Consider the following 21050-nt stretch of genomic DNA (forward strand, 5'->3'; position numbering starts at 1 on the left):
TAGTGATCGGCCGACGGGGCTCCACCGAACCCCGAGGCAGGCCGAATACCACCCGGGAGAGAACACCATGACGCCACCAGCCGGACCGCTGATCCCCGCGAGCGTGCCGCGGCCGCCGCGCACCCTCACCCCGGCCAGCGGATTCACGCGCTGGCTGCTTCAGAACCGGGTGCAGCCGGTTGGGCCGGAGACAAGCGAGGACACCACGGCGACCCACTCCTGGTGGAAGGTGATGTGCCTGACCGGTGTCGACTATTTCTCGACCCTGTCCTACCTTCCCGGGATCGCGGCGCTGGCGGCCGGCGCCCTCTCACCGCTGGCGACGCTGCTGATCGTCGCCCTGACTCTGCTCGGGATGCTGCCGATGTACCGACGGGTGGCCAAGGAGAGCCCGCGCGGCCAGGGGTCGGTGGCGATGCTGGAGCGGCTGCTGCCGTTCTGGCGCGGGAAGGTCTTCGTGCTCGTGCTGCTCGGCTTCGTCGCCACGAGCTGGATCATCACGATCACGCTGTCGTCGGCGGATGCCACGGTGCACCTTCTCGAGAACCCCTACGCGCCGGACTTCCTCCAGGGGCATGCCGTGACCATCACGGTGGTGCTGCTGCTCATTCTCGGCGGGGTCTTCCTGCTCGGCTTCAGCGAGGCGGTCTCGGTCGCGATCCCCCTGGTTGCCCTGTTCCTGCTGTTGAACGGGATCGTGATCGGCGTCGGCCTGTACGACGTGTTCACCGAACCCGGCGCCCTGTCCGGCTGGACCGACGCCCTCTCCGCCCGCGGCACTGGCTTCGGCGACATTGCCGGCCCGGCGATCATCGCGTTCCCCCTGCTCGTGCTCGGCCTGTCCGGCTTCGAGACCGGGGTCAGCATGATGCCGCTCGTCGCCGCCGCAGGCGCCACCCCTGAAGAGCGGCTGGCGTCGCGCATCCGGAACACCCGCAAGCTGCTCACGGCCGCGGCCGTCATCATGAGCCTCTACCTGCTGGCCAGCAGCCTGGTCACCACCGTGCTCATCCCGCCGGAGGCGTTCCAGGACGGCGGGGCGGCCAGCGGGCGCGCCCTCGCCTACCTCGCGCACGAGCGGGTCGGCAACGTGTTCGGCACGGTCTACGACGTCAGCAGCATCCTGATCCTGTGGTTCGCGGGGGCGTCGGCGATGGCCGGCCTGATCAACATCGTCCCGCGATACCTTCCGTCCTACGGCATGGCCCCGGAGTGGAGCCGGGCCGTGCGTCCGGTCGTGCTGGTCTACACCGGCGTGAGCATCCTGATCACGATCGGGTTCAACGCGGACGTGAACGCCCAGGCCGGGGCCTACGCCACCGGCATCCTGGCGATGATGGTGTCCGGGGCGGTCGCGGTGACCATCTCCGCGGTGCGGCGGCGGCAGCGACGAGCGAGCGTCGCCTTCGGTGTGCTCACCTTCGTGCTCCTCTATGCCCTGGGCGCGAACATCATCGAGAAGCCGGACGGCATCACCATCTCGGCGTTCTTCATCGCCGGGATCGTCACCGTGTCCCTGATCTCGCGGGTATCGCGCACGACCGAGCTCCGGGTGGAGCAGGTCGAGTTCGACGAGACGGCCCGGCGGTACATCCGGGACTCCCTCGACCACGACGGGGCCCTCAACCTGATCGCACACAAGCGGGCGGCCGGCGCCCGCGGCGACTACGCGCAGAAGGAGCGCGAGCAGCGCGGGATGAACCCGGTTCCCGGTGCGGCCGACGTCATGTTCCTGGAGATCGAGGTCGTCGACCCGTCCGGCTTCAGCGAGCGGCTGCAGGTTCGCGGGGTCGAGGCGGACGGCTACCGGGTGCTGCGGGCGAAGAGCCCGGCGGCCCCGAACGCCATCGCCGCCATCCTGCTGGCGCTCCGGGACGCCGCCGGCGTGCGGCCGCACGCCTACTTCGAGTGGTCGGAGGGCAACCCGCTCGGCCACCTCTTCCGCTACCTCCTGCTCGGGCAGGGCGACACCGCCCCCGTTGTGCGCGAGATCCTCCGCACCAGCGAGCCCGACCCGGCCCGCCGGCCCGGCATCCACGTCGGCGGGGGCTGAGCCGGCCCACAGACGGATGCCGCCGCGCCCACGTCGTCAGTCAGCCGATTCCCGGGACGAAGCGGCATCGACGTCCGCGACCGCCTGCGCGAGCGCGGCCAGCGAGAGCGCGACGTCGTCGGCATCCGTGGACCAGTTGCTCACCGAGATGCGCAGCACGTCCCGGCCGTGCCAGCGCGACCCCGACATCCAGGCCACGCCGCCGGCGAGCAACGCCGCGGTCACCCGCCGCGTTCGCTCGTCGTCGCCGAAGCTGACACTGACCTGGGTGAAGACCACGTCGTTCAGCACCTCGGCGCCGGGGATGCGGGCGATCCCGGCGGCGAGTTCGGACGCCCGGTCGGCCAGCCGCTCAACGAGTGCGATGGTGCCCGCCCGGCCGAGCGACCGGAGCGCGGCCCACACGGTGACGCCCCGGGCGCGGCGGGAGAGTTCCGGGACCTTGTCGAACGGATCGCCCGGGCCGGTGTCGTCGGTGATGAGGTAACTGGTGTGCACGCCGAAGGCCGCGCGCACGACGTCGGGCCTGGCCACGATGGCCATGCCGCAGTCGTAGGGCACGTTGAGCGTCTTGTGCCCGTCGGTCGCCCACGAATCGGCGAGCTCGAGACCGGCCAGGGCCCCGCGGTAGCGCGGGCTGGCCGCAGCCCAGAGGCCGAAGGCGCCGTCGACGTGCACCCAGGCCCCGCGCTCGTGCGCCACGGCGATCGCCGCCTCCATCGGGTCGAACGCCCCCGAGTGCAGGTTGCCGGCCTGCAGGCAGACGATGGCCGGACCGGCCGGACCGGCCCCGTCCATGGCCGCAGCCAGCGCGTCGGGGCGGATGCGGCCCTGGTCGTCGGCGTCGACGAGGATGGGCGCGCCGAGCCCGAGGTAGCGCAGCACCAGGTCGATGACATCGTGCCGCTCGGCTCCCGCGAACACCCGGATGCGCGGCGCCCCGGCCAGCCCCAGGCCGGACAGGTCCCAACCGACCCCGTCCAGCACGGCCTGCCGGCCCGCGGCGAGGCCGACGAAATTGGCGGTGGTCCCGCCGGTCGTGAAGCCCACGTCCGAACCGGCCGGCAGGTGGAGGAGGTCGAGCAGCCACCCCGCGGCCGCCTCCTCCGCCGCCGCGACGGCGGGAGTGGCAAACCGCATGCCCGCGTTCTGGTCCCAGGCGCTGACAAGCCAGTCGGCCGCGAGCGCAGCGGGAAGGGTCCCCCCGATCACCCAACCGAAGAAGCGTCCGGACGGCATCGCCATCAGGCCCGGTTCGGTCAGGCGGGCGAGTTCGTCGATGACGGCTGCCGGATCGGTGGGGTGCTCCGGCAGCGGCGCTGCGAATCCGGCCAGGAGGGCGTCGGCGTGCACTGCGGGGCCGATCGGGCGGGCGGGAACGGACGCGAGCCACGCCATGGTGTGCACTCTCGCCCGTTGCAATGCCGCCTCGAAGGCGTCCGGCTGGGCAGACATGGCGCCAGTTTAGCCCTCCGCGAGTCGATCGGGTCGGCTAGTTTTGGAGGGGACGGATGCGCCGATCCGGCCCGATTCCGCCGCTCGGCACCAAGCGTCCCGCCCGCCGACGACGGCCGCACCAGACCCGCCACACCGACCCACCAAGGACTCCCCGTGCCCCAGCCCGCACAGCCGACCGGAACGACCACGCCCAGCACGGCCGGCCGCGGCCTTCTCGCCTGGCGCAACGCGGTCTTCGTCATCTTCTTCATCAGCGGGCTCACCCTTGCCACCTGGATGTCCCGGATACCGGCCGCGCGCGATGGTCTGCAGCTGAGCACCGCCGAGGTCGGCATCCTCATCTTCGGCCTCTCGGCCGGGTCGGTGCTCGGCCTGGTCGCCGCGGTCTGGATGCTCGGCCGGTTTGGCGCGCGGCGGGCGATGCTGCTCAGCGCCTCGCTCTCCGTCGTCGGGCTGACCCTCGTCGGAGGCGGCGCCAGCCTGCTCACCTCGGCCCCCTTCGTCTTCGTCGGTCTGGCCCTCGTCGGCTTCGGCATCGGCTCGCTCGACGTGGTGATGAACGTCGAGGGTGCCGCGGCCGAGCGCGAGATCGGCAAGACCCTGATGCCGCTGATGCACGCCTGCTTCAGCCTCGGCACCGTGGTCGGCGCCCTCGTCGGTGCCGGCGCCTCCCTCATCGGGCTACCGGTTCACTTGCACCTCGTCGGCATCGCGATCCTCGTGCTCGCCACCGCGCTCGTCGCCGTGCGGTACATCCCGCAGCTCGATCCCCGGGCCGAAACCGCGGCCGCCTCGCCCGCCGCGTCCCCGAAGAGCCGGCGTGAGCGGCTGCGAGAGAGCCTCATCGTCTGGGCGGACCCGAAGATCCTGCTGATCGGCACGATCGTGCTCGGGATGACCTTCGCCGAGGGCTCGGCGAACGACTGGCTGGCCCTGGCCTCCGTCGACGGCCACGGCCTCAGCAACACTGAGGGCGCGATCGTCTTCGGCGTGTTCGTGGCCGCGATGACCGTGGGCCGAGTGCTCGGCGGCCCCGTGATCGACCGCTTCGGACGAGTGCCTGTTCTCCGCAGCTGCGCGGTGCTCGGCGTGCTCGGCCTGCTCCTGTTCATCCTGGCGCCCAGCCACGCTCTGATCTACTGCGGCACCGTGCTCTGGGGGCTGGGTGCCTCGCTCGGCTTCCCGGTAGGCATGTCGGCCGCCGCCGACGACACGAAGAACGCCGCCGCGCGGGTGAGCGCGGTCGCCATGATCGGTTACTTCGCGTTTCTGGTCGGACCTCCGGTGCTCGGCCTGCTCGGCCAGGCCTGGGGCATCCTCAACGCCCTGTTCCTGATCCTCGCGCTGATGGTGCTCGCCGGCCTCGCCGCGCCCGCCGCGCGCGAAACCCGCCACGTCTCCGGTTAAGCTCGAACGGTGCGCCTCGTAATAGCCCAATGCTCCGTCGACTACGCCGGAAGGCTCAACGCGCATTTGCCGCTCGCCACCCGCCTGCTCATGCTCAAGTCGGACGGCAGCGTGCTCGTGCACTCCGACGGCGGCTCCTACAAACCGCTGAACTGGATGAGCCCGCCGTGCGCCCTCGCGGTCGACGAGCCCGATGACGATCAGGCGGATGCCGGCGTCACCGAGGTCTGGACGGTCACCCACGCCAAGACCGCCGACCAGCTCATCGTCAGCATCTACGAGGTGCTGCACGATTCGGCCCACGAGCTGGGAATCGACCCCGGTCTGATCAAGGACGGCGTCGAGGCGCACCTGCAGAAGCTGCTGGCCGAGCACATCCACCTGCTCGGCGACGGCCACACGCTCGTGCGCCGCGAGTACATGACCGCCATCGGCCCGGTCGACATCCTGGCGAGGGATGCCGGCGGCGGCTCGGTCGCGGTCGAGCTCAAGCGCCGCGGGGACATCGACGGGGTCGAGCAGCTCACCCGGTACCTCGAGCTGATGAACAGGGATCCGCACCTCGCCCCGGTGGCCGGGGTGTTCGCGGCGCAGATCATCAAACCGCAGGCGAGGACCCTGGCCGAAGACCGCGGCATCCGCTGCCTGGTGCTCGACTACGACGCCATGCGCGGCCTCGACGACACCCAGTCCAGGCTGTTCTAGGCCCGGACGCGAGTTGCCGACCACGGAACCGCGACACACTGCGCAAGAGGCTGGCGGCCACGGCGAAACAGGAATAAACTTCCGTTCTCACTTTCCGGTGCACGACTTTGCGTCAATGCCGCCTAGGATTAGCGAGTGAATTCGACATTGACGCGCACTTGGAGCGCCATCCTCTTTGACCTCGACGGAACGATCACCGACTCCGCCCCGGCCATCACCAACTCCCTGGCCCGCACCTTCGCCCTCCTCGGCCGCCCGGTTCCGCCGGCCTCCGAACTCCTTGCCTACGTCGGCCCGCCCCTGCTCGCGGCCTTCCGTGAATACGCCGGGATGACGCCCGATGAAGCCCTCGAGGCCCTTGCCGTCTACCGGGCCGACTACCAGGGCGAACACATGCTCGACACGGCCGTGTACCCCGGCGTGGCCGGCCTGCTCGAGCGCATCCACGAGGCGAAGATCCCGATGGCCCTGGCCACGAGCAAGCCGGAGCACGCCGCCATCGCCATCCTCGAGCACTTCGACCTCGCCAGGTACTTCACGGTCATGGTCGGCGCCTCCGACACGGAGACGCGAAGCTCCAAGGCCGACATCGTGGAAGAGGCGCTGACCCGCCTCGGCGCCGTCGGCGCCAACCTTGCGGCCCCGGTCATGGTCGGCGACCGCAGCTACGACGCGGAGGGTGCCGCCGCCCACGGCGTTCCCACCATCCTGGTCGAGTGGGGCTACGGTTCCCCCGCCGAGGCCGCCGCCGCGACCGCGACGGTCTACTCGGTCGACCAGCTCGCCAAGCTCCTGCTCGGCTGACCCGACCGCCGCACGACGATTCTCCGCGTCGGGACCGGGACGGCTTCGAAGGGACCTCTCAATGGACGTAGACGAGTGGGACATCCGCTACCGGCAGGCACGCGAGGGCCACTACACCCGCCTCTGGTCGGCCCTGCCTGCGCAGCTCGTGCAGGACACCGTGGCACCCTGGACGCCGGGGCGCGCGCTCGACCTGGCCACCGGCGACGGCCGCAACGCGATCTGGCTGGCCGCCCGGAGCTGGAGCGTCACCGGGCTCGACTTCTCCGCGGAGGCGATCGCCCAGGCCGGGGAGCACGCGCGGGCCGCCGGCGTCGACGTGGACTGGCTGGTGGCGGATGCCACGACCTGGCAACCCCCGGAACGCTTCGACCTGGTCACCGTGATGTACCTCCACCTGCCGGAGGTGCAGTTCCGCTCCCTGCTGGCCAGGGCGCTGGGCTGGCTCGCCCCCGGCGGGCACCTGCTCGTGCTGGGCCACGACCGGGCCAACATCGCGGCGGGCGGTCCCGGCCCCGGCAACCCCGACATCCTCTACACGCCCGAGCTGTTGTCGTCGATCGTCGGGCCAGAGCGAGTGGTGCGCTGCGAAACCGTCAGCCGGGACCTCGCCACCGACCCTGAGTCCCCTGCGGACATCCGCGGAGCGGCCCTCGACACCATCCTGGTCGCCACGGCTTGAGGCCTCGCGAGGATTACCCCATGGGGTATATTGGGAGGTACAGAACAAAGGAGCACATGATGTCCATTCTTCAGTTCCTCGGGTCGACTTCGGGCCGCTGGGCGCGGATCATCGCCGGCATCGTCCTCGTCGTCCTGGCCGTGGTCCTCGGCGGCTGGTGGTGGATTCTGGCGGTGCTCGGCACCGTCTTCATCGCCGCCGGATCGTTCGACTTCTGCCTCCTCGCCCCGCTCTTCGGCAAGCCGCTCCAGGGGCCCGCCTTCCGGAAGACCTTCACATCCTGAACCCGGATCTGCCCACGGCCGTTCCCACTCCCGCCACGCCGCCGAGCACGCCGGACCACAGTCCGGTTCAGCGCTCGGTTGTCCGGGTGCTGGTCGTCGGTCAGATCCTCGGCGGCATCGGCATGGGCGCAACCCTGTCCCTCGGCGCCCTGCTGGCGGCCCAGCTTTCCGGCTCCAGCGCCTGGTCCGGCATGGCCGCCACCATGAGCACGCTCGGCGCGGCCCTCGTCGCGGTTCCGCTGGCCAGGCTCGCCCAGGCCCGCGGCCGGCGACGCTCGCTGGCGACCGGATCACTCATCGCCGGAGCCGGGGCCGTGCTGGCCATCACTTCGGTGGCCGTCGACGCGTTCCCGCTGCTGCTGCTGGCCCTCATCCTCCTGGGTGCGGGGTCGGCCACCAACCTCCAGGCCAGGTTCGCCGCAACCGACCTGGCCAGCGTGCGGTTCCGCGCCCGCGACCTCTCGATCGTCGTCTGGTCCACCACCATCGGCGCGGTGCTCGGCCCGAACCTGTTCGGCCCGGGCGAGACCGTCGGCGCCGCCCTCGGCCTCCCGCCCCTGACCGGGGCGTTCGCGTTCTCCCTGCTGGCCACGGTGGGTGCGGCCGTCGTGTACACGGTCGGACTCCGGCCCGATCCATTGCTCACCGCGCTGGCCGCACGCACGAGCGGCTCCGCGGGCGGGCGTCGGATCGGCGGACTGGCCATCATCCGATCCAACCCGGGCGCCCGCTTCGCCGTGGGAGTGATCGCCCTCAGCCACGCCACAATGGTGGCCCTGATGTCCATGGCCCCCGTGCACCTGCGCGACCACGGCGCCACGCTCACCGTGGTCGGGCTCACAATCAGCCTGCATGTGGCCGGGATGTACGCCCTCTCCCCCGTCTTCGGCGCCCTCGCCGACCGGATCGGGCGGATGCCGGTGATCCTGACCGGCCAGGCCCTGCTGTTGGCCGCGCTGACGCTGTTCTGGCTGAACGGCGACTCCCCGGTCGCGATGACCGCCGGGCTGATCCTGCTCGGGCTCGGCTGGTCGGCATCCGTCGTCGCCGGTTCCGCCTTGATCGCCGAGGCCGTCGGGGTGCACGACCGCGCCCCTCTGCAGGGCTTCTCCGACCTCTCGATGAACGCGGCAGGAGCGCTCGGCGGCGCCCTGGCCGGCCCGATCCTCTCGGCGGCCGGCTATTCGGGGCTGGGCCTGGTCACCATGCTCCTCGTGGCCGTAATCGTGGGCTGGTCGGCGCGGCGGCTGGCGGCGGCGAAGCGTGCCGGATAGCCTCACGCGCTGGTGCACTCAGCGCACCTGAGCGCGACACTTTTGCGGGCGGTGTATTCCGGGTGCCTGTTGCCAGACCGGTGCGGGTGTGTGAATTATGAACCATGAGATCAAGTCACCCGATGCCCGGCAATCCGTGGCCGCACGATATGACAATCACGATCGAAGATTCCCCGACGTTCCTCAGCGAGTTGTTGTTTGTGCGCAGCGCGTGGGGCCTTGAACCGGCTGGTGTTCCGCCTCTTGATCGGGAACCGGATCCGGGAATCTCTGCCCGGCCACGCCGGCCTGCAGTCAACGAGTTGGAGCGACTCTGGCTGATCGACTGGCAACGTGCCTGGACCCAATTTGAGGACGACCCCAGGGAAGGGCGAATTCCAGACGAGAACGAATTGCGCCGTATCGCCGAGTCCACGGATGAGGAGCTTCAAGAGGCCTACTCCGCGCGACCCTCAGCGATCTGGTACACCGGCATGGACAGTGAGGCAGCGAAAAATCAGTGGCGGACATCACTGGTCGACAACCAGCGAACACCGCTAGCTGAGACTCCAGAGCGGCTGGCGCTGCCGGCCCTCATCCACGCCTGGCACCACGGCATAGACACCATCATTCAGCTGCCCTTCCGGGGGCACTACGCCCGTCGACTCAGCCGTCGACACCTGCTGGTCTCGCGGGAGACCAGACACAACCGAGATCTCTATACCGAAACGCTGGCCAACGTCTGAGTGAGCTCATCGTCCTCGGACCGGTCCCCCGGCGTCGAGCTCATCGTTCAGGCGGGCAGATATCGATGCCGAGTTCGTAGCCGGATCCGCTTTTGGTAAGCGCGATTTGTTTGATCTCACCGACGTATGCAACTTTCACTAGCGTGACCCTCGGGGAGTGCGGCTGACCAGGCGCCGGGGTCGGACCCGATACTTCGGTCTTGAGCGGCCACGCAGTCAGCCTGGAACCCCCTACGGGACGCCAAAGGCAGCATGCTCGCGCTGGGCCGCGTTCCGCGTGGTGCGTCCGAGCTGGCTGGGCCGGTTGGGCTTGTACTAGGTCAGAGATTTGCGGTCAGGGCCCGTCCGATAATGCGGGCTCCGTCGGCGAATGCGCCGGGGTTGGGGCCGGAGTAGTTGAGTCTGATGAAAGGACCGGTGGGTTCGGCCGGGAACCAGCCGGAGCCTGTGGCGATTATGACTCCGGCGGCCTCGCAGTCTGCGACAAGGCGGTCGAGGTTGGTTGCGTCGGGGAGGCGGGCCCAGAGATTGAGGCCGCCGGCGGGGACGGTGGCGATGTGTGCGTCTGGTGCGTGTACGCGCAGGCTGTTGAGTAGGAGGTCGCGTCGTGCCCGCAGCTGGGGGCGGAGGAGGTTGCGGAGGTGGGTCTGCCAGCCGGGTTGGGTGAGGACGTCGAGTGCTGCGGCTTGGAGGATCCCGCTGACGTACATCGATTCGGCCCCGCGGTCGGCGAGGATGCGTTCGCGGGCGGGCCCTCGGGCGATGACGGCCGCGATACGAATGGAGGGCGAAACGCTCTTGGTGAGCGATCGCACGTAGACGACGTGTCCGGCGTCATCGCGAGCGGCGACCGGGCGCGGGTCGGTGTCGATTCCGAAGTCATGGGCCCAGTCGTCCTCGACGAGGAACGCGCCATGCGCGCGCACGACGTCCAGGATCTGCGTCGTGGCGGCATCCGACCACTGTGAGCCGGTCGGGTTGGCATAGGTGGGTTGTGCGTAGAAGGTGCGGGAGCCGGTTTCCTGGAATGCGCGGGCGAGTTCGTCCGGATCGGGGCCATCGGGCCCCGTCGGAATCGGGATTACTTCGACGCCGGCTTGAGCTGCAGCCTGGATCGCACCCCAGTAGGTGGGCGATTCCATCAGCAGTGGTTGGCCCGCGGTGACGAGGGCGCGAAAGATCGTGGCCAAGCCGCTCTGGCTTCCGGGGAGCACAATGACATCGCTCGGCAGGGGCGGGGTCACGCCGACCGGTGTCGCTGCACCGAGCTCGTGGGCAAACCAGGACTGCAGCTCCGGAAGTCCCGCCACTGCTGAACGGGTCAGCGCTGCATCGCTCCGGGCCGCGCGGGCCAGCGCGGACCGGATCAACCGCTCCGGCAACAGCTCCCGGTCAGGGTAGCCGGCGTGCAGGGCGATCGCGCCCTGCGGAGCTTCACGAAGTGCGGGACTCAGCGCGGAGAGACGGCTGTGCGGGGAACGCATCGCCGCCGTCTGCCAGCTGTAATCGAGCGGGCGCGCTGTGCGCACCGCGCGAACAAACGTTCCCGCGCCGGGGCGCGTTTCGATAAGGCCTTGAGCCACGAGGGTGCGGAGAGCTTTCTGAACCGTCACTGGGCTCGCCCCGTATTCCGCCACTAGCGTGCGGCTGGTCGGCAGGCGCGCGCCGGGGACGCTGCCCGCGATCCATTCGCGAAGTGCGGCCACGATCCGGCAACTGCTATCGTTATTCATGTCAGACCATAGTAGCGCTATCAAAAAAACGCCCGCACCGCTATCACCATCGCGGGCCGGCCTGGCCTGGGGACTGCTCGGGGTTGCCGCGTTCTCCTTCACGGTTCCCCTCACCCGAGTCGCCGTCGAGGGCATGTCTCCGCTATTCATCGGATCCGGACGCGCCGTCATCGCTGCCTTGCTCGCCGCGGCCGCACTGGCCCTCACCCGACAGAGCCTTCCTCGCGGCAGCCAGTGGTCTCGCCTGGCCGTGGTGGCGGGCGGCGTCGTCGTCGGCTTCCCCCTCCTGACATCATTTGCCCTCACTACTGCCTCGGCGAGTCACGGTGCCGTCGTGATCGCCCTGCTCCCAGCCGCAACAGCGGTGATGGCCGTCATTCGAAGTAAGGAGCGACCCCCGCTGCCGTTCTGGATCATGGCCGCCATCGGCGCTCTTGTGGCCGTGGCTTTCGCGTCCGTGCAAGGCGGCGGGATTATTCGATTCCACTGGTCGGACCTGCTCCTTTTTGGCGCCGTTGCGGCCGCCGCCATCGGATACGCCGAAGGAGGCCTGCTCGCGCGAGAGATCGGGTCGTGGCAGACCGTGTCCTGGGCGCTGATACTAGCCGCGCCCCTGATGATCACACTGGCCACGATCGCCATCCTCGAACAGCCCCCGACCGGTACGCCGACCCAGTGGGCGGCCTTCGCCTACCTCGGAGTGGTGAGCATGTTCCTGGGCTTCTTCGCCTGGTACCGCGGACTGGCTATTGGGCCCATGACCCAAGTAAGCCAGGTGCAACTCACGCAACCCGTACTGAGCATCCTCTGGGCCGCTCTGATCCTTCGCGAACAGTTGACGTGGCAAACAATCATCGGCGGTATCGCCGTGATCCTCTGCGCCGGCATCGCCGTACGAACACGCCTCAACCGCACCCGACCCCCGCGCCCCCTTCAGCACTCCGAAAACGAACCAGTACAGGTAGTGGTACCTCCGAGCACAGCTCGACCGTAAGCGGGACCCGAACCGGCGCAAGCGCCACCCAAAATTTCCGGATCACGATCGCCGCGTTTCCGCAGCCCCCGCGTATCCACCAACGACCAAGACCTCACCGCCCAGAAAAACACCCTGGTCGCTCTTGGTCTGACGCTGGATAAGGCGTTCACCGACCCAGGGCTGACCGGCGCCAACCGGGCACGACCGAGACTCCGGGAAGCACTGGCCGCCTGCCGGGCCGGGGACACCCTGGTCGTGACCAAACTCGACCGACTGGCCCGATCCCTGCGCGATGCAAAGGACATTGTCGACGAACTCACCCGCCGCGAAGTCAAGCTCAGCATCGGAGGCTCCATCCACGACCGCACTGATCCCGTCGGACGGCTCCTCTTTAACGTCCTGGCCATGGTCGCGGAACGATTCGTGATCCCCGCGGACGTCCCTTACAAGTCACCACGGAATTTGCACGAATTTTCGCGGATTCCTGACGCCGGCCCAGAAAGAAACACCATGATCAGTCGCTTTCATCGCGAAGAGGGCAAGCGGTGGCCGATGATCACCCGTGCCCAGTGAAGAAGTGTCAAAATCTCCGATCGCGTCTCCGACATTCATGCTGGCGGCAAGAATGAGATCGTCCGTCAGGACCCCGGCTTTCCGTGACCGCATCTTCTACCCTTCCGTGAAAGATCGACGCTCTGCAGCAACGCCCGTGTGTCGGGACCATCAATTTGCCTCCGGTTGAGCCCGCAAAGGTTCGTCTATGGCCACGGTAGAACCTGGGTGTTCGAGGCTGGACGTTACGCGCAATGACTGCGACACTCGAGGCATGTTCCTTCACTAAGCGCGCCAATCCACGTCGACAAATCGACCTAGCCACTTTTCTGAATTGAGGAACACCGCCATGACATTACATATCCGCGATGCCGCAACTGAGGACATCGATTTTCTCGCTGTGATGCTGCTGGAAGCAATCAACTGGCGCCAAGACCGGCAGACTGCGACTCTGCAATCGATCATGAATAGCCCCGGCCTATGGCACTACCTCTCCGATTGGAAACGAGGCTCAGATTTCGGTTTCGTGGCACACGAGGCAGAGGACAAGCCGCTCGGTGCGGCGTGGGCGAGGTTCATGACCGCCGAAGATCCCGGATATGGATTCGTTGACGAGGGTATCCCCGAACTGGGCATGGGCGTAGTGAGCTCTCATCGAGGCCAGGGCGTAGGCCGCGTTCTTCTGGAGCAGACCATACGGGCCTCAGCGGATCGTGGCCTCCAGGGACTGAGCTTGAGCGTCGAAGACGACAACGAACGAGCCCGCGCTCTGTACTTGAGCAACGGCTTCGTCGTCGCGGGACGGGTCGGCAATTCGGACACGATGGTTCTAAGGTTTTGACCCGCTGAAGGTTCCCCTTCCGGGTGCCTCTGCTGGTATTCCCCTCGATCCCGTTGACGATTTGTTTTGGCCAACGCTGGACCTACTGGTCCTTGATGCGGATGTTCTCGCCTGCTTTGCTCCAGCCCTCTCGATTGGGCATGCCATCCTGCACAATCATGACTTCAAAGCCTGCCGACTTCATTGTCGTCATGTTCGAGCCGCACGCTCCTTGCCACTCCGCGGCTGCTCTGTAGGCGAGCAGGCAGACAGGCAAGTCGCGCCCGCGTGCCAAGTACAGCCGCGTGTCGTCAACGACACCCACAAATCGCACGCTGTCAGTGTCGAAACCGTCCAATGCATAGTCCGGAAGGCCACTCGGGATGGCGTCCTCTGCCCTGGGCGCTCTCTGCAAGTCGGAGAAGCCATCGGCAGGTGAACAGCCCGTCATGGTGAGTACCGTCACCGACGCTGCGACCAACCACACAAAAGTCCACTTGTCGGCCACTTCTCTCCCTGATTCAGGCAAACATATCGTTCTACGAAATCGGTCCGCAAGGGTTCGGCTGGCGGCGTTCAGTCGGACGTGGTTGCGTCTGGCCGTGTCAATCCCTCATATGGTTCGATCCGTTTGAGGAAGGCGTCTCGGTCCCCGATACCCACAGTCGTGGCTCCATACGAGATGTTGATCGAACGGGCGTTCCACCCAGTCTCGACGCCGATCTCGCCTGCCGCTTTGCCGGATTCGTCCCGGTCGATATTGATCAGGGACACTGCCACCCACTGCGAATCTCCGTTGGCGGTGCCAAACCACTGCCATTGCTCGTCCGGGTTCTCCGAACCTGACCGCTCAGCGTTCTCAGCGGCGCGTTCGGAATCGAGACTGTCAAGCTTCAACGATCCCAGGCCGTGCGCTTGGGTCACGTCGGTGATGATCTCGACGATGCGATTCCAGTCTTCTGCGCGCGAGGGGATGCTCAAGCTTTCGCGTGCGGCCGAGTTGAACGTGACGTACAGCGATCTACCGCCGTACCCGTTGCCCTCCTGAGGGTAGAACTCGCCCTCGCCAACATGCCCGTCAGTTGGGCCGTCTTCCCAGGCGAGCGCGAATTCATCGCTGAGGCGAGCCTCGATCTCCCCCAGAATCCTCGCCGACACCGCCCTGGTTTCTTCGGCAGGGGGAGCTCGAAGGACATCGCCCGCATCCATGCCGGCGTGCCCCGGATAGGCCGCCCAGTCGACAGTGACCGCTTCCCCACTGTCGGCCCGGTACGTTGTCTTCGGCGAGGAGGCGCAGGAAGTCAGCATGATTGCGATGGACAGCGCCCCGATCATCGCGGCGCCTGCACGCGCTTTCAAGGCTTGTCGATCCACGGTCACAATGTAGCGCGCGGACCGAGGTGGCCCCGGGCACGGCGCGTTCCCGAGAACAAGCGACAGCCGGAACCGGCCGGAGACCACCCAGCACGTCGCACATCCGTCCCGGAAGACGTTGGGTTGCGGGATCTTCAATGCGGCCGAAATCGATGTATAGTCGCTCGGACCGACCGGCACGAGGAGACTTCGGTCACCTACTGCGGCAGAGCAAGCCTGCAGAAGGAGGGAGAGCCCGATGTCAACTTCGACGGTGAATCTCATCGCGTTCATGGTCCGTCGCTCCGGTGAGACGATGCGGGTCTGGGAAACCGATCCGTCTTTGCGCGACACCGAGCCCGGGGCCGCGTTCGCCAACGTCTGGTCCGCTCTCCCGAAGATCGTCTTCAGCCGTACACTCGACAGGGTCAGGGCAACGCTCGGCTCGCCGAGGTGTCGGTGGCCGAGGAGGTCGCCGCCACGCTCGGAGCCACCGGCAAGGACATCTCGATGGCGGTGCCTGCTTGGCCGCCGAAGCGATCGAGCTCGATCTCGTCGACGAACTGCATATGTTCCGCTATCCGGTCGTCGTCGGAGGGGGCACGCCCTTCTTCCCACCGGTCACCCGAGACATTTCGCTTGATCTGGTCGGGACGCGTACATTCGGCTCGCGGGTAATCTACGAGCGCGATCGGCGCGCCCGCCCGCAACCGGACTGAAACCGCCGTCCGCGAGGGCCAGACCTACGAGCGCCAACGGCAACAAGCATGGAATGCACGGGCACGGATTGGGTTCCCGCTGCGGGACCGGGCAACGGACGCTACGAGCCGAATGGAATGACCAGGGCACGCATCATGATGTACATTCAGCGCACTCAGATGTACAATTCATTCATGGCTATCGTCAGCGTTGCAGACGCGCGCAATCACCTTTCCACCGTCATCGCTCGCGCGAAGAGCGAAGCCGTATTCATCGAGCGTCGCGGTCAGCGCGCCGCCGTGGTCGTCAGCCCCGAGCAGTATGAGCGGATGCTAGAGGCGCTCGAAGACGCCGAAGACGTCGCCGCGTTCGACGAGGCGATGGCAGAGGAAGGCCCCAACATCCCCTGGGCTCAGGTAAAGGCCGATCTGGGCTGGACGTGACCTACAAGATCGAGTTGCGACCTGCCGCAGTTCGTGCGTTGAGGCGAATTGATCACCAGGATCGCGACCGCATTCGCGGGGCGATCGCGCTCCTTGGGGAGGATCCACGGCCACCAGGCGCCAAAGCGCTCCAGGGGCGCTCTGGCCTCCGAGTTCGCATCGGGCACTACCGCATCATCTACACCGTCGACGACGATGTCCTCGTCGTCGCAGTGATCACACTCGGTCACCGCCGCGACGTCTACGACCGCTGAAGGCCTCGCGCATTAGCGGGTGGTCCAATGGGTGACAAGGCGATCTATGTAGAGATCGAGGTCAGAGCCGACGTTGACCGAGTATGGCAACTCACGCAAGACCCGGCTCAGCATCCGCGCTGGGATCTGCGTTTCAGCACCATTACCCCCTTCGCCGATCTTCCGACCGGCGGCAACCGTTTCGTCTACCAGCGCCGAATGCTCCTCCACACGATCACGGGAACAGGCACCTCTCTGGGAGAGCGACAGCGACCCGACGGAACGAGCACCTCGGCGCTTCGGTTCACGACGGGCGACAGGCTGGTCATGCGCCGTTTGATTGGTTGGATGACGGCGTGGAGCTTTGACCGTCTGCGAATCTGGGCTGAAACGTGCACGCCACCGGAGGGGTGGCCACTGGCATCCGTGCTTGCGCTCTGGCGACCGAACCGACCCCAAGCCTCGGGATACCGAGTTCGGTCAAGCACTCAAGTCGAACCGAAACCGCGCCCCGGCCTCAGGTCAGAGTCGCCTCGAGTGCGTCTCAATCCAGTCCACGATGGCTATGCGCTCAACCCGGTGGTCGGCCACGGAACGCACAAACGCGTCGCCGTCGGCCGCGCTGCCGGCGGCAAGGTGATGCCCGTTGAGGGCAAGGAAACCTTTTGTGACTATCCAGGCCAGGCGTTTGTTGCCATCGGATAGCGGATGATCGTTGTTGATGGCGATGAGCAAAGCGGCGGCCTTGTCATGGAGGCCGGGGTAGACCTCCTCGCCGAACACAGGCAGCGGCGCGGCGAGAGCAGACAGTAGAAGGTTCCGGCCGCGGACATGAAAACCCGCCAACGCGATGAGGTCCTCAACGTCGGCGGGTTCCAGATACTCCGTCACTTGGAGAGGGCATCGAGCAGCTCAGCGTCCTCCTGCATGATGCGCTCAAAGATCGCACGGGTACGGGCGCTCTTGTCCGCCTTGGCCGCGCGCTCTTCAATTGCCATCTTCACGACTTCCGTCTTCGAGCGGCGCTCTTGTGCGGCGAGAGCCTCCAACAACTCGTCGTGCGCAGCATCGAGGCGCAAGTTCATAGCCATCTGGGCCCTCCGTATTTTCGGTTCAACTTTGGATGTACCAAACGGTACCACTTGGTGCCATGCTTTACAGCGGGTGTAGAGGTGAATTTGGCATATGCCGGCACCGCTGAGGGTTCCGCTGGCGGGCCCGCCCCCGAACACGCACTGTGATGTGGTCAACTCAGAGAGCCCGGCCGATGCTTGCGGCGTCGAGCGCGGGAAGTTATTTGGGAATCGCCACTGCAAGTGACTGACTAGCGCGTCCAGGAGATCATTCCCACACTCTGGCGACCGCCTCCGGCCTAGCCAATGCTCACCTTCCGGATCAGGCCCAGGTCACCCGAAGGCTGCGGTCCGGAGCGCAGCGACGGTCCCCGACCCAGACAACGACCTGCCACAGCCGACCTTCTACTTGGTTGGATTTGCACACCGGTTCACACGCCACGGAGCAGCCAGTCGTTGTCAGGGTTCCTGCCACCCTCAGGATCCGGTTCATCCGAAACCGGCAGGGACGTGTGCTGCTCCTCCACTCGTACCCGAGCCGGCAAGGCTCGCCAGCGGTCCAGCGGGTCCGCGACAACGGGACCAGGTTCGTCCTCCTGAACGCTTTCGTCGGCGTCCCCGATCATGTTGCCTACCTTCCGCTTGTCAACCTGCAGCGTCCAACTGCGCAATCCATCCGGCCGACTGCAAAGCTCTCCGCCCGAACAACCACCGCCCCCAGGGTGGCGGGCCGCCCGGCCGACCAGGGAACGGCACCGTTCAGCCCTGCCGCTGAGTGTACGCCCGCTGCGCTGTGCAGCAGGCCTGCGTGCTCACAAAATGGTTCGGTTTGCGAGCCAGTACCCAAAACGGCCACAGGACCCAAGCTCTGGTGCGGGATGCCGGCATCGGACAGACGAGGGCAGGCTCCATCTCTGCGCGATCAGCACGTGTGCTCGAACCGGATCGTAGGGCATTCGATTGGTAGCCGGGTGACCGCCGCCCTGCGAGCGCTCAGGGCGTCCACCACGGCCGCAGCGGCAGGTCGCCGACGCCGCCAGCGTCATCGGGCTTGACCGCCAGCACCTGGTGCAACTGGATTCCACCGGTCTCGAAAGCAAGCCGCGACCCGGCCATGTACAGGCCCCACACCTTCGCGGTGTGCAACCCCACCTCGGCGACCGCCTCATCCCAGTGCTCGACGAGGTTGGCCCCCCAGTCGCGCAGTGTCATCGCGTAGTGCTGGCGCAGGTTCTCCTCGTGCAGCACCTCCAGTCCGACATCCTGTGCCGCGGTGATGATGCGCCCCGAGCCGGTGAGCTCCCCGTCGGGGAAAACATAGCGGTCGATGAATCCACGGGTGGACGCTTCGGATCGGTTGTCCGGCCGGGTGATGCAGTGGTTGAGCAGCAGGCCGGCGGGGCGCAAACGGGATTGCAGGAAGCCGAAGTACGACGGATAGTTGCGCACTCCGATGTGCTCGAGAAGCCCGATCGACGACACGGCGTCGAAGCCGGTCTCTGCGATGTCGCGGTAGTCGCCGTAGCGAACCTGGGCCAGATCGGTCAGGCCCTCCTCCGCGATTGCCCGCTGTGCCCACGCGGCCTGCTGTTCCGACAGTGTCACGCCGGTGGCTGTGACGCCGCGGCGGGCGGCGTAGCGCACCATGCCGCCCCAGCCGCACCCGACGTCGAGCAGCCGGTCGCCCGGCTTCAGCCGCAGCTTCTCGAACACCAGCCGGTACTTGTTCTCCTGCGCTTCGTCCAGGGATGCGTCGGGGCGCGGGTAGCACGCGCAGGTGTAGGCCATCGACGGCCCGAGCACCCACTCGTAGAAGGTATTCGATACGTCGTAGTGGTGGCGGATCGCTTCGGCGTCTCGGGTCTTGCTGTGCCGGAGTCCCCCTGCGACGCGGCGCCAGCGCGGCGGCGCCTCCTCCGGCGGCGGCGCGATCGGGCGCAGGTGCACGGCGCCGATGGAGCGGATGATATTGGCCGTCACCCGCGGCGGCGGCAGTTTGAAGACCAGCTCGCCCGCGAGCGCCGTGAGGAGCTCGTAGGGGTCACCGGGGTGCACCCCATGGACCTCAAGGTCACCGGCGATGTAGGCGCGGGCCAGGCCCAGGTCGCCGCGGCCGGTGGCCAGATAGGTCGTGCCCCGCGGCGTCTTCAGCTCCAGCCCGAGCGGCGCGTCGGGCGGACCGGCCGCACTCCCGTCGTAAGCGGTGAATCTCAGCGGGAGCCGCCCGCCGGCGAGGATCTCCAGGATCTCGGCGAGGGCGAGCTTCCCCTCTGCGCTCGGCTTCCCTGCCGTTTCCGCCTTCACCGGCGATCGTTCCTCGAACGTGGTCATCGTCGTTGCACCGCCTTCGCATAGAGGTCGAGGAGACGTGAATCGGGGTCGTAGCGCCTCTTCACGGTCCGATACGTTTGTCCGCCGTACAGATCGCCGAACTCCTCCGGGGAATAGTAGGAGTCGGAATACAGCGATTTGTGCCCGCGCAGCTCACTGACCTTGCGTTCGATCAGACGGTTCGTCTGCCCCTCGGTCGACCCCACCGGAACCGTCGACCAGAAGCCTACGTTGACGTAGGTCCGCTCCGGCCGGATCGGGTAGAGCGGCCAGCCGTCGCCCTGCAACCGCAGCGGGCACAGCCAGATCGGCTCGATCGGCACGGTGGCCAGGAACCAGTCCAGGAACTCCGCACACCGCTCGATCGGCACCTCCACGTCCTGCACGACGCGTTCGCGTGGCGGGCGGCCGCCCAGTCGCTCGATGCGATCGCCGATCCGGAATCGCTGCTCGTAGCGCATCAGCTTCGAGTAGAAGCCGCTGCGCCGGAAGCGCCCTGGCCAGAGCCGGCGGATCCACGGGCGCTGTGCGCCGAACGCCTCAGAGCACCAGAACCAGTCCGTGTCCCACCGCCACAGGTAGTCGTGAATCGTGAGCCGGTCGTGCGTGATGCCGTCATCGTGCTGGATGGAGCGGTAGTAGATCTGCTGGCCGGTGTAGTCGCTCACCGGGCCGGGTTCCGCGGTCTGCGTGCCCACACAGAGGTAGCTCTCGTCGGCGCTGAACACCACGCCGTCGAGGTAGTCCACCTGAACACCGTCCGTCGCGACGGTCGCGATGATGCGGTCCATCGCCGCGACCAGGTCGGTGAGCGAGTGGAACCGCAGATGCCGGAGCGCGACGAAAGGTTCGACCGGCTCCAGTCGGATGCGCAGGCGAACGGCGTAGCCGAGCGTGCCGTACGAGTTGGGGAAGGCGCGGTAGAGGTCTTCATTCTCGACCGGCGAGGCGGTGACCACCTCGCCCGCGCCGGTGAGGATGTCCATTTCCAGCACCGACTCGTGCGGCAGGCCATTGCGGAAGGACGTCGATTCGATGCCGAGGCCGGTGACCGCACCGCCCAGGGTGATCGTCTTCAGTTGCGGCACCACCAGCGGCGCCAACCCGTGGGGCAGCGTCGCGGCGACCAGATCGTCGTAGGTGCACATGCCGCCCACGTCGGCCGTGCGAGCTTCCGGGTCGACCGCGATGACGCCCCTCAATCCCGACGTATCGAGGCCCCTGACCGTCGGCTTCGCGCGTGACCGGAACAGGTTCGAGGTGGGCTTGTATAGCCGAACGGATGCCGTCGGCGGCACCGCCCGATAGCTCTCGACGAGGCGCTCCACGCCGGCGGCGTGAGCGGTCCGTGCGTCGATCGCGGAAGGGTACACGCCTCCAAGCTAGTCCTCGGTCGCCGCGACCGCGCCGGCCGGCCGGCCGCGACTGTCCGGAGCGCCACGCTC

The 21050-nt window shown here is 67.3% G+C and carries 22 protein-coding genes and 1 pseudogene; 14 read left to right on the forward strand and 9 right to left on the reverse strand.

Translation table 11 applies throughout. The features are described from left to right. Positions 1–67 precede the first annotated feature (67 nt). Positions 68–2053 (forward strand): APC family permease, encoded by a 1986-nt coding sequence (locus tag E3T48_RS07305; protein WP_134523297.1) that lies wholly within the window; start codon positions 68–70, stop codon positions 2051–2053. 36 nt (positions 2054–2089) lie between these two features. Here E3T48_RS07305 and E3T48_RS07310 read toward each other — a convergent pair whose 3' ends face one another. Beyond that, positions 2090–3508, reverse strand: a complete 1419-nt coding sequence (locus E3T48_RS07310) for a pyridoxal phosphate-dependent decarboxylase family protein (protein ID WP_134523299.1) — start codon at positions 3506–3508, stop codon at positions 2090–2092. A 156-nt stretch (positions 3509–3664) separates the two neighbouring features. On the opposite strand from E3T48_RS07310, the gene E3T48_RS07315 reads away from it, so the two are divergent. The 7 genes from E3T48_RS07315 to E3T48_RS07345 all read left to right on the forward strand — a co-directional run bounded on the left by E3T48_RS07315 (position 3665) and on the right by E3T48_RS07345 (position 9392). Further along, positions 3665–4918, forward strand: coding sequence for an MFS transporter (locus E3T48_RS07315; protein ID WP_134523300.1), 1254 nt, complete (start codon positions 3665–3667; stop codon positions 4916–4918). Positions 4919–4927: 9 nt separating this feature from the next. Further along, positions 4928–5623, forward strand: a complete 696-nt coding sequence (gene nucS / locus E3T48_RS07320) for an endonuclease NucS (RefSeq protein WP_134523302.1) — start codon at positions 4928–4930, stop codon at positions 5621–5623. Between the two features lie 135 nt (positions 5624–5758). Continuing rightward, a complete protein-coding gene (locus tag E3T48_RS07325) occupies positions 5759–6427 on the forward strand; it encodes an HAD hydrolase-like protein (RefSeq protein ID WP_241986706.1) in 669 nt (222 codons plus the stop codon). A gap of 61 nt (positions 6428–6488) precedes the next feature. Then, entirely contained in the window at positions 6489–7109 is a 621-nt protein-coding gene (locus E3T48_RS07330; RefSeq protein WP_134523304.1) for a class I SAM-dependent methyltransferase, read from the forward strand. Between the two features lie 59 nt (positions 7110–7168). Beyond that, positions 7169–7393, forward strand: a complete 225-nt coding sequence (locus E3T48_RS07335) for a YgaP family membrane protein (protein ID WP_134523306.1) — start codon at positions 7169–7171, stop codon at positions 7391–7393. A gap of 86 nt (positions 7394–7479) precedes the next feature. Then, positions 7480–8667, forward strand: a complete 1188-nt coding sequence (locus tag E3T48_RS07340; RefSeq protein WP_338145229.1) for an MFS transporter — start codon at positions 7480–7482, stop codon at positions 8665–8667. Positions 8668–8789: 122 nt separating this feature from the next. Beyond that, entirely contained in the window at positions 8790–9392 is a 603-nt protein-coding gene (locus tag E3T48_RS07345) for a hypothetical protein (RefSeq protein WP_134523307.1), read from the forward strand. Positions 9393–9712: 320 nt separating this feature from the next. On the opposite strand, the gene E3T48_RS07350 is transcribed toward E3T48_RS07345, so the two are convergent. Further along, on the reverse strand, positions 9713–11125 hold the full coding sequence (locus E3T48_RS07350) for an aminotransferase-like domain-containing protein (RefSeq protein WP_134523309.1): 1413 nt from the start codon (positions 11123–11125) through the stop codon (positions 9713–9715). Here E3T48_RS07350 and E3T48_RS07355 point away from each other — a divergent pair. The 3 genes and pseudogenes from E3T48_RS07355 to E3T48_RS07365 all read left to right on the forward strand — a co-directional run bounded on the left by E3T48_RS07355 (position 11124) and on the right by E3T48_RS07365 (position 13494). Continuing rightward, the gene (locus tag E3T48_RS07355) at positions 11124–12119 is read left to right on the forward strand and encodes a DMT family transporter (RefSeq protein WP_134523310.1); all 996 of its coding nucleotides are present in this window, start codon (positions 11124–11126) and stop codon (positions 12117–12119) included. The genes E3T48_RS07350 and E3T48_RS07355 overlap by 2 nt on opposite strands. Positions 12120–12152: 33 nt before the next feature. Beyond that, positions 12153–12518, forward strand: a pseudogene (locus E3T48_RS07360) (recombinase family protein); the annotation flags it as partial. 484 nt (positions 12519–13002) lie between these two features. Further along, positions 13003–13494, forward strand: a complete 492-nt coding sequence (locus E3T48_RS07365) for a GNAT family N-acetyltransferase (RefSeq protein WP_134523314.1) — start codon at positions 13003–13005, stop codon at positions 13492–13494. Between the two features lie 82 nt (positions 13495–13576). On the opposite strand, the gene E3T48_RS07370 is transcribed toward E3T48_RS07365, so the two are convergent. Together E3T48_RS07370 and E3T48_RS07375 are read right to left on the reverse strand one after the other, a co-directional pair. Further along, positions 13577–13981 (reverse strand): hypothetical protein, encoded by a 405-nt coding sequence (locus E3T48_RS07370; RefSeq protein ID WP_134523316.1) that lies wholly within the window; start codon positions 13979–13981, stop codon positions 13577–13579. A 68-nt stretch (positions 13982–14049) separates the two neighbouring features. After that, on the reverse strand, positions 14050–14847 hold the full coding sequence (locus tag E3T48_RS07375; RefSeq protein WP_134523318.1) for a hypothetical protein: 798 nt from the start codon (positions 14845–14847) through the stop codon (positions 14050–14052). Positions 14848–15350: 503 nt separating this feature from the next. On the opposite strand from E3T48_RS07375, the gene E3T48_RS17000 reads away from it, so the two are divergent. From E3T48_RS17000 to E3T48_RS07390, 3 genes are all read left to right on the forward strand, one after another. Further along, positions 15351–15545 carry a dihydrofolate reductase family protein gene (locus E3T48_RS17000; RefSeq protein WP_198417638.1) on the forward strand — a complete coding sequence of 65 codons (195 nt, stop codon included), beginning with the start codon at positions 15351–15353 and terminating at the stop codon, positions 15543–15545. A 174-nt stretch (positions 15546–15719) separates the two neighbouring features. Continuing rightward, entirely contained in the window at positions 15720–15968 is a 249-nt protein-coding gene (locus tag E3T48_RS07385; RefSeq protein WP_134523320.1) for a type II toxin-antitoxin system Phd/YefM family antitoxin, read from the forward strand. Continuing rightward, positions 15965–16222 (forward strand): type II toxin-antitoxin system RelE family toxin, encoded by a 258-nt coding sequence (locus tag E3T48_RS07390; protein ID WP_134523322.1) that lies wholly within the window; start codon positions 15965–15967, stop codon positions 16220–16222. The genes E3T48_RS07385 and E3T48_RS07390 overlap by 4 nt, the downstream gene beginning before the upstream one ends. 12 nt (positions 16223–16234) lie before the next feature. Here E3T48_RS07390 and E3T48_RS07395 read toward each other — a convergent pair whose 3' ends face one another. The 5 genes from E3T48_RS07395 to E3T48_RS07415 form a co-directional block, all read right to left on the reverse strand. Continuing rightward, on the reverse strand, positions 16235–16432 hold the full coding sequence (locus tag E3T48_RS07395) for a hypothetical protein (RefSeq protein ID WP_134523324.1): 198 nt from the start codon (positions 16430–16432) through the stop codon (positions 16235–16237). Positions 16433–16723: 291 nt separating this feature from the next. Then, the gene (locus E3T48_RS07400; RefSeq protein WP_134523326.1) at positions 16724–17092 is read right to left on the reverse strand and encodes a type II toxin-antitoxin system death-on-curing family toxin; all 369 of its coding nucleotides are present in this window, start codon (positions 17090–17092) and stop codon (positions 16724–16726) included. After that, positions 17089–17292, reverse strand: a complete 204-nt coding sequence (locus tag E3T48_RS07405) for a ribbon-helix-helix protein, CopG family (protein WP_134523327.1) — start codon at positions 17290–17292, stop codon at positions 17089–17091. Before E3T48_RS07405 ends, E3T48_RS07400 begins: the two co-directional genes overlap by 4 nt. Positions 17293–18267: 975 nt before the next feature. Continuing rightward, positions 18268–19578 (reverse strand): class I SAM-dependent methyltransferase, encoded by a 1311-nt coding sequence (locus tag E3T48_RS07410; protein WP_241986707.1) that lies wholly within the window; start codon positions 19576–19578, stop codon positions 18268–18270. 23 nt (positions 19579–19601) lie between these two features. Beyond that, positions 19602–20978: an FAD-binding oxidoreductase gene (locus tag E3T48_RS07415; protein WP_134523331.1), complete on the reverse strand. Its 1377-nt coding sequence runs from the start codon at positions 20976–20978 to the stop codon at positions 19602–19604. Positions 20979–21050: the final 72 nt, after the last annotated feature.

The sequence above is a fragment of the Cryobacterium fucosi genome (genome assembly GCF_004403515.1).
Taxonomy (GTDB): Bacteria; Actinomycetota; Actinomycetes; order Actinomycetales; family Microbacteriaceae; genus Cryobacterium; species Cryobacterium fucosi.

Excerpts from the sequence above, each read along its gene's own strand:
- E3T48_RS07330 (WP_134523304.1), top strand. The coding sequence starts at position 6,489 with ATGGACGTAGACGAGTGGGACATCCGCTACCGGCAGGCACGCGAGGGC.
- E3T48_RS07365 (WP_134523314.1), top strand. The coding sequence starts at position 13,003 with ATGACATTACATATCCGCGATGCCGCAACTGAGGACATCGATTTTCTC.
- E3T48_RS07350 (WP_134523309.1), bottom strand. The coding sequence starts at position 11,125 with ATGAATAACGATAGCAGTTGCCGGATCGTGGCCGCACTTCGCGAATGG.
- E3T48_RS07385 (WP_134523320.1), top strand. The coding sequence starts at position 15,720 with ATGGCTATCGTCAGCGTTGCAGACGCGCGCAATCACCTTTCCACCGTC.
- E3T48_RS07305 (WP_134523297.1), top strand. The coding sequence starts at position 68 with ATGACGCCACCAGCCGGACCGCTGATCCCCGCGAGCGTGCCGCGGCCG.
- E3T48_RS07335 (WP_134523306.1), top strand. The coding sequence starts at position 7,169 with ATGTCCATTCTTCAGTTCCTCGGGTCGACTTCGGGCCGCTGGGCGCGG.
- E3T48_RS07310 (WP_134523299.1), bottom strand. The coding sequence starts at position 3,508 with ATGTCTGCCCAGCCGGACGCCTTCGAGGCGGCATTGCAACGGGCGAGA.
- E3T48_RS07345 (WP_134523307.1), top strand. The coding sequence starts at position 8,790 with ATGCCCGGCAATCCGTGGCCGCACGATATGACAATCACGATCGAAGAT.
- E3T48_RS07405 (WP_134523327.1), bottom strand. The coding sequence starts at position 17,292 with ATGGCTATGAACTTGCGCCTCGATGCTGCGCACGACGAGTTGTTGGAG.
- E3T48_RS07355 (WP_134523310.1), top strand. The coding sequence starts at position 11,124 with ATGTCAGACCATAGTAGCGCTATCAAAAAAACGCCCGCACCGCTATCA.